16 protein-coding genes are annotated in these 16,515 nt (G+C 69.2%); 7 read left to right on the top strand and 9 right to left on the bottom strand.

Features of this window, described 5'->3' with window-relative positions:
* The first annotated feature begins 58 nt into the window (after positions 1–58).
* Together OHB00_RS24165 and OHB00_RS24160 are read left to right on the top strand one after the other, a co-directional pair.
* Positions 59–1,078 (top strand): NlpC/P60 family protein, encoded by a 1,020-nt coding sequence (locus OHB00_RS24165; protein WP_406437490.1) that lies wholly within the window; start codon positions 59–61, stop codon positions 1,076–1,078.
* A 193-nt stretch (positions 1,079–1,271) separates the two neighbouring features.
* On the top strand, positions 1,272–1,964 hold the full coding sequence (locus OHB00_RS24160) for a phosphatase PAP2 family protein (protein ID WP_406437488.1): 693 nt from the start codon (positions 1,272–1,274) through the stop codon (positions 1,962–1,964).
* 144 nt (positions 1,965–2,108) lie between these two features.
* Here OHB00_RS24160 and OHB00_RS24155 read toward each other — a convergent pair whose 3' ends face one another.
* The gene (locus OHB00_RS24155) at positions 2,109–3,671 is read right to left on the bottom strand and encodes an FAD-binding oxidoreductase (protein ID WP_406437486.1); all 1,563 of its coding nucleotides are present in this window, start codon (positions 3,669–3,671) and stop codon (positions 2,109–2,111) included.
* A gap of 362 nt (positions 3,672–4,033) precedes the next feature.
* On the opposite strand from OHB00_RS24155, the gene pstS reads away from it, so the two are divergent.
* The 4 genes from pstS to pstB all read left to right on the top strand — a co-directional run bounded on the left by pstS (position 4,034) and on the right by pstB (position 8,189).
* Positions 4,034–5,164 (top strand): phosphate ABC transporter substrate-binding protein PstS, encoded by a 1,131-nt coding sequence (pstS, locus tag OHB00_RS24150; protein WP_406437485.1) that lies wholly within the window; start codon positions 4,034–4,036, stop codon positions 5,162–5,164.
* Between the two features lie 144 nt (positions 5,165–5,308).
* Positions 5,309–6,319, top strand: a complete 1,011-nt coding sequence (pstC, locus tag OHB00_RS24145; RefSeq protein WP_406437483.1) for a phosphate ABC transporter permease subunit PstC — start codon at positions 5,309–5,311, stop codon at positions 6,317–6,319.
* Positions 6,316–7,374: a phosphate ABC transporter permease PstA gene (gene pstA / locus OHB00_RS24140; protein ID WP_406437481.1), complete on the top strand. Its 1,059-nt coding sequence runs from the start codon at positions 6,316–6,318 to the stop codon at positions 7,372–7,374. Before pstC ends, pstA begins: the two co-directional genes overlap by 4 nt.
* Before the next feature lie 38 nt (positions 7,375–7,412).
* Positions 7,413–8,189 (top strand): phosphate ABC transporter ATP-binding protein PstB, encoded by a 777-nt coding sequence (gene pstB, locus OHB00_RS24135; protein WP_406437479.1) that lies wholly within the window; start codon positions 7,413–7,415, stop codon positions 8,187–8,189.
* Positions 8,190–8,299: 110 nt separating this feature from the next.
* Here pstB and OHB00_RS24130 read toward each other — a convergent pair whose 3' ends face one another.
* The 3 genes from OHB00_RS24130 to OHB00_RS24120 all read right to left on the bottom strand — a co-directional run bounded on the left by OHB00_RS24130 (position 8,300) and on the right by OHB00_RS24120 (position 10,455).
* Positions 8,300–8,680 carry a hypothetical protein gene (locus OHB00_RS24130; protein ID WP_406437477.1) on the bottom strand — a complete coding sequence of 127 codons (381 nt, stop codon included), beginning with the start codon at positions 8,678–8,680 and terminating at the stop codon, positions 8,300–8,302.
* Between the two features lie 148 nt (positions 8,681–8,828).
* A complete protein-coding gene (locus OHB00_RS24125) occupies positions 8,829–9,827 on the bottom strand; it encodes an anion permease (RefSeq protein WP_406437475.1) in 999 nt (332 codons plus the stop codon).
* Positions 9,828–9,834: 7 nt separating this feature from the next.
* On the bottom strand, positions 9,835–10,455 hold the full coding sequence (locus OHB00_RS24120) for a DUF47 family protein (protein WP_366364526.1): 621 nt from the start codon (positions 10,453–10,455) through the stop codon (positions 9,835–9,837).
* Between the two features lie 197 nt (positions 10,456–10,652).
* Here OHB00_RS24120 and OHB00_RS24115 point away from each other — a divergent pair, with 197 nt between their 5' ends.
* Positions 10,653–10,994, top strand: coding sequence for a metal-sensitive transcriptional regulator (locus OHB00_RS24115; protein WP_406437473.1), 342 nt, complete (start codon positions 10,653–10,655; stop codon positions 10,992–10,994).
* A 25-nt stretch (positions 10,995–11,019) separates the two neighbouring features.
* Here OHB00_RS24115 and OHB00_RS24110 read toward each other — a convergent pair whose 3' ends face one another.
* From OHB00_RS24110 to OHB00_RS24090, 5 genes are all read right to left on the bottom strand, one after another.
* Positions 11,020–11,187: a hypothetical protein gene (locus tag OHB00_RS24110; RefSeq protein WP_406437471.1), complete on the bottom strand. Its 168-nt coding sequence runs from the start codon at positions 11,185–11,187 to the stop codon at positions 11,020–11,022.
* A gap of 104 nt (positions 11,188–11,291) precedes the next feature.
* A complete protein-coding gene (locus OHB00_RS24105) occupies positions 11,292–12,146 on the bottom strand; it encodes a hypothetical protein (RefSeq protein WP_406437469.1) in 855 nt (284 codons plus the stop codon).
* Between the two features lie 422 nt (positions 12,147–12,568).
* Positions 12,569–12,985: an NUDIX hydrolase gene (locus OHB00_RS24100; RefSeq protein WP_406437467.1), complete on the bottom strand. Its 417-nt coding sequence runs from the start codon at positions 12,983–12,985 to the stop codon at positions 12,569–12,571.
* Positions 12,982–14,004, bottom strand: a complete 1,023-nt coding sequence (locus tag OHB00_RS24095) for a CHAD domain-containing protein (RefSeq protein WP_406437465.1) — start codon at positions 14,002–14,004, stop codon at positions 12,982–12,984. The genes OHB00_RS24100 and OHB00_RS24095 overlap by 4 nt, the downstream gene beginning before the upstream one ends.
* Positions 13,985–16,342: an RNA degradosome polyphosphate kinase gene (locus OHB00_RS24090; RefSeq protein WP_406437463.1), complete on the bottom strand. Its 2,358-nt coding sequence runs from the start codon at positions 16,340–16,342 to the stop codon at positions 13,985–13,987. Before OHB00_RS24090 ends, OHB00_RS24095 begins: the two co-directional genes overlap by 20 nt.
* Between the last annotated feature and the right edge of the window lie 173 nt (positions 16,343–16,515).

The following is a 16,515-nucleotide window of genomic DNA, read 5'->3' as shown; positions in this document are numbered from 1 at the left end:
GCCGTCTTCCTGTGAAATAGCGCCACTCTCTGCCGAAATGGCGTTGAACAGCCCTCCTATGGGGGAGGGTTGGGGCGTGCGGAAAGTATGGGTGATCGGTGGCGCGGCGGCGGCGCTCGGGCTGAGTTTCGTCATGCTGCTCGTCGTCGGCGTGTACGTCGTCGCCGGGAACCTGCTGGGCGGGGTCGACGGCGCCGGCAAGAGCCTGGCCAAGGGCGCCGTACCGGCCGCGTACTCCACCCTCGTGCAGAAGTGGGGCAACCTCTGCTCCGCCCTCAACCCCGCCCTGCTCGCCGCACAGCTCTACCAGGAGAGCGGGTTCAACCCGAAGGCGCAGAGCCCGGCGGCCGCGCAGGGGATAGCTCAGTTCATCCCGGGCACCTGGGCCACCCACGGCATCGACGGGAACGGCGACGGGGTACGGGACGTCTGGGACCCGAACGACGCGATCCCGTCGGCCGCCTCCTACGACTGCGAGCTCGCCTCGTACGTCAAGGACGTTCCCGGCGACATCTCCGAGAACATGCTCGCCGCCTACAACGCGGGGGCGTACGCGGTCATCAAGTACAAGGGTGTGCCGCCGTACAAGGAGACCCAGAACTACGTCAAGACGATCACCACCCTTGAGGCCAGCTTCGCCGCGCCCGTCAGCCGGCTCTCCCCGACCAAGCAGGCCGCCGGGGCCATCAACTACGCCCAGAACAAGCTCGGCACGCCCTACCTCTGGGGCGGCAACGGCACCGCCGCGGACGGCGGCCGCTTCGACTGCTCCGGGCTGACCAAGGCGGCGTACGCCAGTGTCGGGATCACGCTGCCGCGAGTCGCCAACGACCAGTACAACGCGGGGCCGCACCCCTCGCGCAGCGAACTGCTCCCCGGGGATCTCGTCTTCTTCTCCACCGACCTCTCGAACTCCCGCGCCATCCACCACGTGGGGATCTACGTCGGCGGCGGATACATGATCGACGCCCCCTACACCGGGGCCGTGATCCGTTTCGACCCCATCGACTCGGCCGACTACTTCGGTGCCACCCGCGTCACCGAGGATGGCGCGAAAGCGCTCCCCACGACGGTGTGAACGGAGCGTATAACCCACCCCCTGAGCTGGGGCTTTGTGTCTCTCTTCGATAACGTCTGCGTGATCATTCGGTGGAACCTGGAACGTAGTGGTGTGGGCCGTGCGTTCCTGTTGACGTAGCCGACCACGGGGGTGGCAGCGAGCGACGCACACCAGGTGCGTCCCGGAACGACGACGAAGGGGCCGCAGCGCGATGGCTGTAATCGCCGAATCCGGATCGAACCCCGACGTCGACCTGCTCTACGACATCAACGGCCTGGCCAAGGACGCGCCGCACTGGTTCGACCGGGCCATGGAGTTCGTCGGGGAGTACGGGCTGCTGGTCGCGATGGTGCTGCTGGTGGGGTGGTGCTGGTGGTCCGTGCGGCGCCGGGCGGACGAGGACGCGCCGGCCACCATGGCCGCGCTGGTGTGGGCACCGCTCGCCGCCGCGATCGCCGTCCTCGTGAACGTTCCCATCCGCGGCTTCGTCGAGCGGCCCCGGCCGTTCCTCACCCACCAGGGACTCGACGTCCTGGTCTCCGGCAAGACCGACTACTCCTTCGTCAGCGACCACGCGACGATCACCATGGCGCTGGGGGTCGGGCTGTTCGTCGCCCACCGGCGGTTCGGGATGGCGGGGATAGGGCTGGCGCTGGCGGAGGGGTTCTGCCGGGTGTACATGGGGGTGCACTATCCGACGGACGTGATCGGGGGGTTCGCCCTGGGTACGGCGGTCGTCCTCCTGCTGTCTCCACTGGCCACGGCTCTGCTGACGCCGGTGATGAAGGCGGTGGAGGGGTCGCCGAGGGTGGGGTGGCTGGTACGGCCACGGTCGGCACGGGTGGGACTGGTGCCGGGGGGCCGTACGCCGGTGGAGTCGGAGGAACGTGACCTGGCGGCGTAGCCGGGGGCTGGTGCCGGGGGTGGCGACGCTTACCGGCGCCGGCCGGGTGCCTCCCCCAGAGGGGGGACCCCCAGCGCCCACCCGTGCCGCCCCAGCGGCACGACTGCCCGCGGCTGAGTAGCTGACGCGACTGCCGAACGTGCTCTACAACCCCTGCGCGTACGAGAAGAACCTCTCCGGGTCGTACTGCTGCTTCACCTTGCCCAGCTTTGTCACGGCGTCGCCGTAGTACGCCTTCTTCCAGCCGGTCAGCGTCGGGTCCGTGTAGTTCTGGTAGGCCGCGCCGGAGGCGTACGGCTTCATCGCGGCGTGCGCCGCGTTCAGCCAGGACTGCCCCGTGCTGCCGGAGGCCCCCGCCCCCCACGACACGATGTACTGCGCCAGCATCCGCGACCGCCGGTGCACGAACGCCGTCGCCGTCGGCGCGACCCTGTTCACCGCTCCGCCCAGCGCCGTGAACGCGATGCTGCCCGCGCCGCCCCGGACGGCGGCGATCTGCCGCAGCGCCGTCTGGATGCCGGCCGCCGACAGCGAGCGGTCGAAGAAGTCGGAGCGGGCCGCGTACGTCTCCCGGCCGAGCTTGCCCTGCGGCGAACGGCCGGGCGTCGAGCCGGGCAGGTGGCACTGGGGCTCGGTGGCGAAGGAGGAGCAGCCGGCGTAGATCTCCATCACCTCCTCGTAGGCGTGGCGGCGCAGGGACACGGAGGAGGCGTCGGCGCCCGCCGTGTGGGCGAGCGCGTCGACGGCGTTCTGCAACTCGCCGTACGTGCCCATCGAGAAGCAGGCCACCGACACGCGCGGTCCGCTGCCCGAGTTCTCCAGGTGCAGGGAGGACCAGATCTCGTCCGGCTGGGACGGACCCCACTCCTGCCAGGCCTTGAGCACCTGCGCCGCCTTGGACCACGGCCAGGTCAGGTACGCCGTCACGCCCTGCGGGGTCGGGTGGGTCTTGAACTGGAGTTCGGTGACGACGCCGAAGTTGCCGTTGCCGGCGCCGCGCAGCGCCCAGAAGAGGTCCGTGTGGTGGCTCGCGTCAGCGGTCACCTGCGTGCCGTCGGCGGTGACGATCGTCGCGCGCGTGAGGCTGTCGCAGGTCAGCCCGTACGCGCGGGAAGCGACCCCGTGGCCGCCGCCGAGGACCAGGCCGGAGACACCGACCGTGGGGCAGGAGCCCGCCGGTATCGTCACGCCCTTGGCCGCCAGGGCCCGGTAGACGTCGATCAGTTTGGAGCCGGCGCCGACGACCGCGGTGCCGCCGCTGACGCGGATGCGGTTCAGTTTCGAGACGTCGACGATCAGGCGGCCGTCGCCGGAGGAGTAGCCCGCGTAGGAGTGGCCGCCGTTGCGTATCGAGACCTTCAACGCGTGGGCCTGGGCGTACGACAGCGTCGTGCGGATGTCGTCGGCGTGCGCCACGTAGGCGACCGCCGCCGGCTTCAGGCCGTCGAAGCGGGTGTTGTAGAGCTGGTGGGCCGTCGTCCAGGAGGCCTCGCCGGGGCGGACCAGGGTGCCGTCCAGGGCGTGTGCCAGGGCCGTCCAGTTGGCCGCGGCCGCTGCGCTGGTGGTCTTCAGCGCCGTACGGGAGGATGTGGTCGCGAGTGGCGCCCCGGTCGTGTGGGTCGCGGTGGCGCCGCCGGAGCTGCACCCCGTCAGTGCGGTCGCCGTGAGGGCGGCCGCCCCGCCCGATATGAAGGTGCGCCGTTCCATGCCCGTGCCTTTCGTCGGCTGTCGTGGGACGAGACGGCGTCCGTCGCACACGGGTTCCCGTGCGGTGTAACGAACGCTGTGACGTCGTAACGGCTGTGATGGCGAACGCCGAAGACTTGTTCGCTTAACCCGCCCGTTGGAACCGGCATGTGCCCTCACCGTAAGCGTTCCGTGACCTAACCGGGTCGACGGCAGGGGTTCACCCCCCGTTCACCTATGGCCATCGGCGGCTTCACCTGTTCTGCCTAATTTCGGCCGTACCGGGTGCGGTGAGCGGCCATGGATGCCCTTCCAGGAGGCCCTCGCCCACCACTTACTCCGCACGCCGCCGAAGGTGGCGCCTCTGGAAGGAACTCCCGAAAGTGAAGCTTCAGCGCAAGAACCGGCTGCGCGCCCTGTCTCTCGGTGCTGTCGCCGTCTCCGGCGCCCTGGCCCTTACGGCGTGCGGCTCCGACGACAACGGTGGCGGCAGCGGTTCGAGCACGTCCTCGGCCTCCGCCAACGCCAGCTCCATCAAGTGCGACAACGCCAAGGGCCAGCTGCTCGCCGACGGCTCCTCCGCGCAGAAGAACGCGATCGACGCCTGGGTGAAGAACTTCTCGCAGGCCTGTGGTGTGCAGATCAACTACAAGGGCTCCGGCTCCGGCGCCGGTGTGACCGCCTTCACGCAGGGTCAGATCGCCTTCGCCGGTTCCGACTCCGCGCTCAAGCCGGAAGAGGTCACCGCCTCCAAGAAGGTCTGCTCCGGCGGCCAGGGCATCGACCTCCCGATGGTCGGCGGCCCGATCGCCCTCGGCTACAACGTCCCGGGTGTCGACAACCTGGTTCTTGACGCGCCGACGATCGCCAAGATCTTCGACAGCAAGATCACCAACTGGAACGACGCGGCGATCAAGAAGCTGAACCCCACCGCGAAGCTCCCGAACCTGAAGATCCAGGCGTTCCACCGCTCGGACGAGTCGGGCACGACGGACAACTTCACCAAGTACCTGATCGCCGCCACCCCCTCCAACTGGAAGTACTCGGGCGGCAAGGCCTGGCAGGCCAAGGGCGGCCAGTCCGCTCCGCAGTCCGCGGGTGTCGCCCAGCAGGTCAAGCAGACCTCCGGTGCCATCGGCTACTTCGAGCTCTCCTACGTCGCGGACGGCGTCAAGGCCGTCTCGATCGACACGGGCGCCAGCAAGCCGGTCGCCCCCTCCACCGAGTCCGCCACCGCCGACATCGCGGCCGCCAAGGTCGTCGGCACCGGCAAGGACCTGTCGCTGCAGCTCGACTACAACACCAAGGCCGAGGGCGCGTACCCGATGACCCTGGTGACCTACGAGATCGTCTGCGACAAGGGCAACAAGGCCGACACCCTCCCGGCGACCAAGGCGTTCCTGCGCTACATCGCCTCCGAGGACGGCCAGAAGATCCTCTCCACGATCGACTACGCCCCCGTCCCCGACGAGATCATCGCCAAGGTCCGCACCACCATCGAGGGCCTGAGCTAAAGATCCGCGAGTGCGGCCGGGTTCCGTACCGGAGCCCGGCCGCACCGTCCGGTGCACCGCCGCCCGGAGTCGTACGCCCTTACGTGTGGGGTGTACGGCTCCTCCGAGCCGCCCCCCAGGCGACTCCGCAGACCGGAGAACCCGATGGACATATCAACGCAGACAGCAGACGCCTCTCCCCCGACGCCCCCACAGCCCTCCGTGGCCGAGCAGAAGCGCAACGCGCGCGGCGCGACCCGGGCCGGTGACCGAGTCTTCCTCGGTCTCTCCCGCGGTTCCGGCGTCCTGCTCCTGGTGATCATGGCCGCGATCGCGGTCTTCCTCACCTACCGGGCCGCCCTCGCGATCAATCGCGACCACAGCAACTTCCTCACCACCTTCGAGTGGAACACCAACCTCATTCCGCCGAGCTTCGGCATCGCGGTCCTCGCCTTCGGCACGATCGTCTCCTCGATCATCGCGATGGCCATCGCGGTCCCGATCGCGGTCGCGATCGCGCTGTTCATCACGCACTACGCGCCGCGCCGCCTGGCCGGCCCCGTCGCGTTCGTGATCGACCTGCTCGCCGCCGTGCCGTCCATCGTGTACGGCCTGTGGGGCGGACTGGTCCTCGTGCCGCACATGACCGGTCTGTTCGGCTGGCTGAACGACTACTTCGGCTGGACCGGGATCTTCTCCTGGGACGGCGGTGCCCCGCGCTCGATCCTGACCGTCTCGATCCTGCTCGCGATCATGATCCTGCCGGTCATCACCAACGTGAGCCGCGAGGTCTTCCGCCAGGTCCCGCAGATGCACGAAGAGGCCGCCCTGGCCCTCGGCGCCACGCGCTGGGAGGTCATCCGCATGGCGGTGCTGCCCTTCGGGCGCTCCGGTGTGATCTCCGCCTCGATGCTCGGCCTCGGCCGCGCGCTCGGCGAGACGATGGCCGTCGCCACCGTGCTCTCCCCGGACTTCGACATCCACGCCAGCCTGCTCAACCCGGGCGGCGGCACCTTCGCCCAGAACATCGCCAGCAAGTTCGGCGAGGCGACCTCCGACGGCCGTGACGCGCTCATCGCCTCCGGTCTGGTCCTCTTCGTCATCACCCTGCTGGTCAACGGCGCGGCCCGCATCATCATCCAGCGCCGCGCGGAGTACTCGGGGGCCAACGCATGAGCACCGCAGCAGTCGACAGGCCCGCCAGCACCCTGCGCGGTGCCAGCCTCCCGAAGTGGTCCCCCTACGCCATCGTCGGCGGATCCCTCGTCCTCGGTGTGCTCATCGGCCTCGTCGCCGGCCTGGACAGCAAGGTCCAGTGGGGCCTGATCGCCGGCCTCCTCTACGTCCTCGGCACCTACGGCATCGCCGCCCGGGTCGAGGGCAGCCGCCAGGCCAAGGACCGCGTCGCCACTTCTTTGGTCTGGGTCGCCTTCATCGTCGCCGTGGTCCCGCTGGTCTCTCTGCTCTGGGTGACCATCTCGCGCGGTGTGAAGGTCCTGGACCCCTACTTCCTCAGTCACTCCATGGGCGTCGTCGCCGACTCCCAGCCCGGTGGTGGTGCCTACGCGGCCATCATCGGCTCCCTGGAGCAGGTCGGTCTCGCCACCCTGATCGGCGCCCCGATCGGCATCCTCACCGCGGTCTACCTCGTCGAGTACGGGCGCGGCCGCCTCGCCAAGTCCGTCACCTTCTTCGTGGACGTGATGACCGGTATCCCGTCGATCGTCGCGGGCCTGTTCATCCTCAGCCTCATGCTGATCTTCGACATGCAGCCCTTCGGCTTCGCCGGATCGCTGGCCCTGGCCATCCTGATGATGCCGGTGGTCGTGCGCTCCACGGAGGAGATGCTCAAGCTCGTCCCGAACGAGCTGCGCGAGGCGTCGCTGGCGCTCGGCGTGCCCAAGTGGCGCACCATCCTGAAGGTGGTCCTGCCGACCTCCATCGGCGGTATCACGACCGGTGTCATGCTGGCCGTCGCCCGTATCGCGGGCGAGACCGCACCGGTGCTGCTGCTGGTGTTCGGCAACCCGTTCATCAACAACAACCCCTTCGAGGGTGCGCAGTCGTCGCTGCCGCTGTTCATCTACCAGCAGTACGCGAACAGCGCCGGTGCCAACGCGGCCTACGACCGTGCCTGGGCGGCCTCGCTCACGCTGATCGCCTTCGTGATGATCCTGAACCTGGTGGCCCGCGGCATCGCCCGCTGGAAGGCCCCCAAGACCGGTCGCTGACCGGCCGACAGCGACCGACTCCTGGAAGTGAAGAAGTAATGTCCAAGCGAATCGACGTGAGCGGGCTCACCGCCTACTACGGCTCCCACAAGGCCATCGACGACATCTCGATGAACATAGAGCCGCGCACCGTCACGGCGTTCATCGGCCCCTCCGGCTGCGGCAAGTCGACGTTCCTGCGCACGCTCAACCGCATGCACGAGGTCACCCCCGGCGGCCGCGTCGAGGGCAAGGTCCTCCTCGACGACGAGAACCTCTACGGCGCCAACATCGACCCCGTCGCGGTGCGCCGCGAGGTCGGCATGGTGTTCCAGCGCCCCAACCCCTTCCCCACGATGTCGATCTTCGACAACGTGGCCGCGGGTCTGCGGCTGAACGGCAACTTCAAGAAGAGCGAGCTCGGTGACGTCGTCGAGAAGTCGCTCAAGGGCGCGAACCTCTGGAACGAGGTCAAGGACCGCCTGAACAAGCCGGGTTCCGGCCTCTCCGGTGGTCAGCAGCAGCGTCTGTGCATCGCCCGCGCGATCGCGGTCGAGCCGAAGGTGCTGCTCATGGACGAGCCCTGCTCCGCCCTCGACCCGATCTCCACCCTCGCCATCGAGGACCTGATCGGTGAGCTCAAGGAGCGCTTCACGATCGTCATCGTGACGCACAACATGCAGCAGGCGGCGCGTGTCTCCGACCGCACGGCCTTCTTCAACCTGGCCGCCGTCGGCCAGCCCGGCAAGCTGATCGAGATCGACGACACGGAGCGCATCTTCTCCAACCCGTCGGTCCAGGCCACCGAGGACTACATCTCGGGCCGCTTCGGCTGAGCCGGACCTGACCCCTCGCGGTGCTGCATGGCGGTGCCACCGCGAGGACGCAAGAGGGCCCGCCCCTGGCTCCCGGGGGCGGGCCCGCTTCTGTCTGCCGTCCTGCTGGTCTACGGCACGCCGTCGGCGTAGGCCTTCACCCAGGAGCTGCAGGTGCCTTCCTTGACGTCACCGTCGTCGCGGATGCAGGCCTTGAGGTAGATGGTGGCCGACTCGGCGAAGTCCTGGTTGGACGGCACGCACGTGCCCAGGCCGTCGCCGTCGTAGATCGAGTGGACCGTGCCGGAGCTGCCCACCTTCCAGTAGCCGATGACGCCGGCGCCGTCGGCGTCGTTGTCGCAGACCTGGAAGTTGTCGCCGTCGCTGAAGAAGTCCTCCTCGCCCGCCCTGGCCAGGTACTTGCCGGACGAAGCGGTGTCGGCGTAATAGGTCGTGTCCGCCGCGGAGGCGGGCAGCGCCACGTAGAGCAGGGCGGCGGTGGCGGCACCCACCGTTCCCACGCCGGACAGAAGTCGCCTACCAAGAGTCGCCAAGAAGCGCCCCTCCCCGTTCCGATAGTCGAACACGCGTCCGTCAAACGCGTGACTGACGTCATCCTAGGAGGGTGCAGAGGCGTGTGAGGGTGGGTTTTCGGGATCCCTACAGGAACACCAGATTCACGATTCCGTACGCCGCCGCCGCCACCAGGGCCGCCGCGGGCATCGTGATGAACCAGCCCAGGACGATGTTCTTGGCCACGCCCCAGCGGACCGCGTTCACGCGCTTCGTCGCGCCGACGCCCATGATCGCCGAGGTGATGACGTGGGTGGTGGAGATCGGTGCCTTGAAGAGGTACGCCGTGGTGAACATGATCGACGCGCCCGTCGCCTCGGCCGCGAAGCCCTGCGGGGGGTCGAGTTCGATGATCTTGCGGCCGAGGGTGCGCATGATGCGCCAGCCGCCGGCGTAGGTGCCGAGGGAGAGCATGAGGGCACAGACGATCTTGACCCAGGCCGGGATCGGGTCCCCGTACGTCTCATGGCCGGAAATCACCAGGGCCATGACCACGACGCCCATCGTCTTCTGGGCGTCCTGGAGGCCGTGACCGAGGGCCATGCCGGCCGCGGAGACCGTCTGAGCTATCCGGAAGCCCCGCTTCGCCTTGTGCGGGTTGGACCTGCGGAACAGCCACATGATGGCCGTCATGACCAGGTAGCCGAGGATCAGGCCGACGACCGGCGACAGGAACATCGGGATGATGACCTTGTCGACGACACCGTTCCAGAGGACGGTCGTGCCGCCGGCCAGGGCCGCGCCGACGAGCCCGCCGAACAGGGCGTGGGAGGACGAGGACGGCAGGCCGAAGTACCACGTGACCAGGTTCCAGACGATCGCGCCGATCAGTGCCGCGAAGAGGATGCCCAGGCCCGTGGAGCCCTCGGGGGTCTCGATCAGGCCCTCGCTGACCGTCTTGGCGACCCCGGAGCCCAGGAAGGCGCCCGCGAGGTTCATCACGGCCGCCATCGCGAGGGCCGCGCGCGGCGTCAGCGCCCGGGTGGAGACCGAGGTGGCGATCGCGTTCGCCGAGTCGTGGAAGCCGTTCGTGTACGTGAAGAAGAGCGCGACCAGGATGGTCACGATGAGCGCGAAGGTGTCCATCTACGGCTCAGGACTCCTTGACGGCGATGGTCTCCACCGTGTTCGCCACATGTTCGAACGCGTCCGCCGCCTCTTCCAGGACGTCCACGATCTGCTTGAGCTTCAGCACCTCGATCGCCTCGTACTTGCCGTTGAAGAGGTGCGCGAGAAGCTTGCGGTGGATCTGGTCCGCCTGGTTCTCCAGACGGTTCACCTCGATCCAGTACTCGGTGAGGTTGTCCAGCGTGCGCAGGTGGGGCATCGCCTCGGCCGTCAGGTCGGCGGCCCGCGCCAGCACCTCGATCTGCTGCTCGACGCCCTTCGGCAGTTCCTCGACGTTGTAGAGGACGACCAGGTCGACGGCCTCCTCCATGAAGTCCATGATGTCGTCGAGGGACGACGCGAGGTTGTAGATGTCCTCGCGGTCGAAGGGCGTGATGAACGAGGAGTTCAGCTGATGGAAGATCGCGTGCGTGGCGTCGTCACCCGCGTGTTCCGCTGCCCGCATACGCTCTGCGATCTCGGCCCGGGCGGACGGGTCCGCCCCGAGCAGTTCCATCAGGAGCTTCGAGCCCGTGACGATGTTGTCCGCGGAGGCGGCGAACATGTCGTAGAAGCTCGTCTCCCTGGGGGTCAGACGAAAGCGCACTTGGGGTCCTCGGTATGCATGGGTTTCGGTCAGGCTGATGCTAAGCGCATCATCCGGCCACGGCTAATGGGCCGCCCTCCAGTTTCGCCCATCGGGCATGGTGATCAGCACGGGGGCGTCCCGAGGGCCCTATACCCAGCAAAGTTCGTTACCATATACCCACCAGGGGTATATGTATCGACGATGCGGAGGACGCGATGACGACCACCGAGGCCGGCGCCACGACACCCTCCGGAAGCGGAGTGCCGGCGGCGACCACGCATGGTTACCACAAGCAGAAGAACGAGCACCTCAAGCGGCTGCGCCGGATCGAGGGCCAGATCCGGGGTCTGCAACGCATGGTGGACGAGGACACCTACTGCATCGACATACTCACCCAGGTCTCGGCGTCGACCAAGGCCCTGCAGTCCTTCGCCCTGCAACTCCTTGAGGAGCACCTGCGGCACTGTGTCGCCGACGCGGCGGTCAAGGGCGGAGACGAGATCGACACCAAGGTCGAGGAGGCCACCCAGGCCATCGCCCGCATGCTGCGGACCTGACCGCGCCTGACCCGTCTGGCCTGAATCAGTGGGCCTCGCGCTCCTCGCCCACGCGCAGCACCTCGTCGATGCTCTCCAGGCTGAGCCGGTCCTCGGCGGCCGACGCCGCGATGATCAGTTCTCCGCACAGCTCGATCTCGGCGAGGGCCACGTGGTCCTGAACTGCCGTACCGCCGACCGGAGCCACGTGCATCACCTCTTCTCTGCCGTCACCGACTTCCTAGAGTAGGCAGCGGTCTACACAACGCGCATGGCACGGACGGGCTAGTTCACAGGTTGTACGACGCCGTCGCCTGACTAGTGCGTCGGCTGGTTTTCGGCGATCCGGCCGGCGTAGATGTCCGCGGAGCGCGGCAGCTTCACGTCCACCGGAGTGCCGAAACCGTACAGCAGAGTTGTCGAGGCGACCGCCACCGTGCCCTTGCCGCTGTCGTTGACGAAGCTGAACCGCTGCCGGAGTTTCCGGATCCGTCCCTGGTCGTCGAGGTACACGTCGAACGGGACCTCGGCGGTGGCGAACCCTTTCGCCGCGGCGGCCAGGGCCGCCCTGTCGCCGGCGGACGCCGAGCGGGCGGCGACCGCGAGGTCGGCGGTGCCGCGGTAGTGCCGGACGTCGGTCCCGGCGAGCTCGGTCCTGCCCACGTACGTCGCGGTGCGGGTGCCGCGCAGCAACTCGGCCGCGGCGAACGGGTCGGTGGCGCCGCCGGTGACCAGGTTGCCGTCGGAGAGTGTCGCGGTCTCCACGCGGACCCATTTGTCGGCGGGCACCCCGGCGCCCCGGTTCTTCATGAACAGTGCGCCCGGGGCGAGGAGTTCGGTGATCGGGCGGTGCTCGGAGGCGCCGGCCGGGTCCTGCGGGAGGACGACCGTGAGCCTGCCGAGCTGCCGGACGTAGTCGTAGACGCCCTTGCCGCGGATGGTGACCCGGGTGCCGCCGGTGGCCATCTCCATCGAGGTCGTCGCCTGGGAGGTGCGGGTGGCGCGCAGGGTGTCCGCCGTGCGCTTCAGGAGGGTGACCGGGTTGTGGCCGGGGGTGCCGCCGGCGCCTTCCGCCGTGGCGCCGCCGCAGCCGGTGGCGCATGCGCCGAGGCCGACCACGAGCCCTACGGTGACGGCCGTCTTTCCAGCGCGCCAGTGCTGCCGCCGTTCCATCGCCTGCCTACCCCCAGCCGGTACGTCCGTCACGGGTCCCGCGTTGTTCCGCTTAACGAGGGGTGGGTGGGGCCGTCACGCATACCAGTGCTTTACCGGGCGTGGGTAACGTTGTCGGTGTGGCGCAGGAAGACGGTTCCGGGCGGGCCCTGCAGGGTGCGGGACACGACGCGAGCACGGTTGAACATGGGCGGTTCTGTTTCGCGCGGTGCACGTGTGGGTGGCGGGGGCCGGCGAGAAGGGCGAGAAGCCTGGCGCGAACCGATGCGGAAGGGCACTTGGCCGGGGGGTGAGTCGCGGTCGTGTGGTGACCGCGGGCCGGTGGGGCTTCTCACGCAGTTCCCGCGCCCCTTACGTCGGCTGTTCTCGCGTCGGCTGCGTTGTGCCGTGTGTCGCGTCCGCGCGGTGGGAGTCGTATGTGGCTACTGCGTGTTGTGCAGTGAGGCCAGTAGTTCGTCCACCAGTTCGGCGTCCCTGGGCTGTGTGAGTTGTCGGCGGGCTTGCGCGGGGCGGAGCCAGAGGATCCGGTCCACCTCGTGGTTCGGGGTGAAGTGGCCCTCGCCTGCCTCGCCGGACCAGTAACGGACTTCCTTGGGGCGGCCGTTGGCGTAGTAGTGGGCGGTGGAGAGTTCGCTGCCGAGGGCGGCTGTGTAGCCGGTCTCCTCGGCCACCTCGCGCAACGCGCCCGTGCCCGCGTCCTCGCCGCGCTTGAGCTTGCCCTTGGGGTGGGACCAGTCGTCGTACTTGGGGCGGTGGACGAGGCAGACCTCCAGGTCGCCGTCGACCGGCGAGCGGCGCCACAGGACGCAGCCCGCCGCCTGGACCGGGGTGTCGTTCACACCGCCTCCAGCGGCTGCTTCTGCCACGCCTGCTGGAAGGCGAAGCGCGCTGCCTCGACCTCGTGCCGCTGGTCGGCGTGGAGGACGCCGAGGGCGTAGGCCGTCGCGGGGGCGATGCGCGGGGTGCGGGCCGCCGCGGCGGCCGCGGCGGCGGCTTCCGAGGCGTCCCGGTGCCGGTTCAGGGCCTGGCCGGCCGCGAGCAGCCGCACGTCCACCGGTGCGCCCTCGCCGCAGAGCACCTCGCGGGCGTAGCGGTGCAGGCGCAGCAGGAGGCGGACCTGGTGCCAGGGGCCGTCCTGCGGGTGCGGGGCCGGGTCCGGGGACAGGCCGTGGACCAGGGCCTCCGCGTTGTAGGGGTGGCCCGCGGTGACCAGGGGGAGCGCGGCGATGGCGTCGGTGAGGCGTTCCTCGGCCGCCGCCGCCTGCGGGCGCAGGTCGGTGGCGGGCGCCGCCGCGGTCAGCGGTACCTCGCTGGCCAGCACCGCGACCTTGTCGGCGACCGCGTGGAAGCGGGAGGAGCCGAGCGCCTGGAGGGCCGTGGAGTGGGCGCGGGTGCGGGCGAGGGTGAGCTGGCGGTCCAGCAGGGCGCCCGCCTTGGCCGCCCCGACCGTGAGGTTGCCGCGCTCCTGAGGCGCCTCCGAAGTCGCCTGACCCGGCAGGGCCGTTGAGCCGGAGAGGCGATGCAGAGCCAGCAACAGGCGCTCCAGCCGGGCCTCGTAGGCGTGCTCAAGGCCCAACGTGCCTGACAGCCAGGCCAGTTCCGGGCGGATCTCCTCGGACCAGTCGGTGTCGAGGAGCGGACGGAAGGTGTGCAGGCTGCCGCTGATGCGCCGGGCCGAGCGGCGCAGGGCGCGGGCCGCGTCGACGGACTCCTCCGCCGCGCTCGCCGTCCCGGTCTCCCGGTGCAGGCGCAGCGCGCGGAGGAACTCCGTGGCCCGGGCGCGCAGGTAGGCCGCCAGGGCTTCCCCGGTCACGGCCCGGGTCGTGGGGTCCGTCGGTTCAAGGTGTTGCTGTGCCACGCCGGCGCCTCCGGGCGTCTATGAGCATCTCCTGGATGTTGCGCAGCGGCTGTCCGTCGGCGTCGGTCGCGTGCCGGGTCCATTCGCCGTCCGGGCCCAGGTGCCAGGAGGAGGTGGAGTCGGACATGCCGCTTTCGAGGAACCGGTTGAGCGCGGCCCGGTGGGCCGGGTCGGTGACCCGGACGAGGGCCTCTATCCGGCGGTCGAGGTTGCGGTGCATCATGTCGGCGCTGCCGATCCACACCTCGGGTTCGCCGCCGTTGCCGAAGGCGAAGACCCGGGAGTGCTCCAGGAAGCGGCCGAGGACCGAGCGGACCCGGACGTTCTCCGACAGGCCGGTGACGCCCGGCCGTATCGCGCAGATGCCGCGGACCCAGATGTCGACCGGCACGCCCGCCATGGACGCGCGGTACAGGGCGTCGATGATCGCCTCGTCGACCATCGAGTTGACCTTGATGCGGACGAACGCGGGGCGCCCGGCCTTGTGATGCTGGGTTTCCTTCTCGATACGCGCGATCAGACCGTCGCGCAGCGACTTGGGGGCCACCAGCAGGCGGCGGTACGTCTCCCGGCGGGAGTAGCCGGAGAGGCGGTTGAACAGGTCGGACAGGTCCGCGCCCACCTGCGGGTCGGCGGTGAGCAGGCCGAGGTCCTCGTACAGGCGCGCGGTCTTCGGGTGGTAGTTGCCGGTGCCGACGTGGCTGTAGCGGCGGAGTGTCTCGCCCTCCTGGCGGACCACCAGGGACAGCTTGCAGTGGGTCTTGAGCCCGACCAGGCCGTAGACGACATGGCAGCCGGCCTCTTCCAGGCGCTTGGCCCACTTGATGTTGGCGTGCTCGTCGAAGCGGGCCTTGATCTCGACCAGGACCAGGACCTGCTTGCCGGCCTCGGCGGCGTCGATGAGCGCGTTGACGATCGGGGAGTCGCCGGAGGTCCGGTACAGGGTCTGCTTGATCGCGAGGACGTCCGGGTCCTCGGCGGCCTGCTCGACGAAGGCCTGCACGGAGGTGGAGAAGCTGTCGTACGGGTGGTGCAGCAGCACGTCCCGTTCGCGCAGCGCGGCGAAGATGTCGGGCGCGGAGGCGGACTCGACCTCGGCGAGGTCGCGGTGGGTGCCCGCGATGAACTTGCGGTACTTCAGCTCCGGCCGGTCCAGGCCCGCGATGCGGAAGAGACCGGTCAGGTCGAGCGGACCCGGCAGCGGGTACACCTCGGCCTCGGAGATCTTCAGCTCGCGGACCAGCAGGTCGAGGACGTCGCGGTCGATGGACTCCTCGACCTCCAGGCGCACCGGCGGCCCGAAGCGGCGCCGCATGAGCTCCTTCTCCAGGGCCTGGAGCAGGTTCTCCGCGTCGTCCTCCTCGACCTCCAGATCCTCGTTCCTCGTCAGCCGGAAGGCGTGGTGCTCCACGACCTCCATGCCCGGGAACAGCTCCTCCAGGTGGGCGCCGATGATGTCCTCGATCGGTACGTACCGGCCCGGGGAGCTCTCCAGGAAGCGGGACAGCGACGGCGGCACCTTGACCCGGGCGAAGTGCTTGTGGCCGCTGACCGGGTTGCGTACGACCACGGCCAGGTTCAGGGACAGGCCGGAGATGTACGGGAACGGGTGCGCGGGGTCCACGGCGAGCGGGGTCAGGACCGGGAAGATCTGATGCCGGAAGAGCGTGAAGAGCCGCGCCTGCTCCTTCTCCATCAGCTCGCTCCAGCGGACCAGGTGGATGCCCTCCTCCGCGAGCGCGGGGGCGACGTCCTCGTGGTAGCAGGCGGCGTGCCGGGCCATCAGCTCACGGGAGCGGGCCCAGATCATCTCCAGCACCTCGCGCGGCTGCAGCCCGGAGGCGGACCGGGTGGCCACGCCGGTGGCTATCCGGCGCTTCAGTCCGGCCACCCGGACCATGAAGAACTCGTCCAGGTTGCTCGCGAAGATCGCCAGGAAGTTCGCCCGCTCCAGCAGCGGCGTGTTCGGGTCCTCGGCGAGCTCCAGCACCCGCTCGTTGAACGCGAGCCAGCTGCGCTCCCGGTCCAGGAAGCGGCCCTGCGGCAGCTGGGGCCCGTCGTACGGCGACTCCTCGTACCCGTCGAGGTCGGCGTCGATGTCGGGTTCCAGATCGGAGACGGCGGCGGCCACCGTGTGCGGGCGGTGCGCGGCGATGGAGCCCACGGAAGGCTGTGTGTGCTGAACCTCGGCTGCCTGGGCGTTCTGCTGACTCATGACCCCATTCTTCCGCGCCCGGGCCGTCACAGGCGCGTCGGAACGCGCGGGTGGGAGCTGGACGACCCCGTTTCCCTCGAACCCCTCCGGGGGCGGCGAAGACTCTGGCACGGCGGGCTTCATTGGCTGAGCGTCGCAAGTCCGTCTGAACCAATGGTTACGAAGACATGGCGTGCGGGATAGCGGGGAGCGGCTCGCGGGCGTCCGAGATCAGCCCGTGCGGGCGCGGAGGATCACGAAAGTGACGATCCTGTACGACCTTCCTGCCGCACCGCATGTCCTTCCGCCGTCCGGGG

The organism is Streptomyces sp. NBC_00631 (genome assembly GCF_045206895.1).
GTDB lineage: Bacteria > Actinomycetota > Actinomycetes > Streptomycetales > Streptomycetaceae > Streptomyces.
Note: the sequence above shows the minus strand (reverse complement) of the source record. Positions and strands in the feature narration are given on the sequence as shown.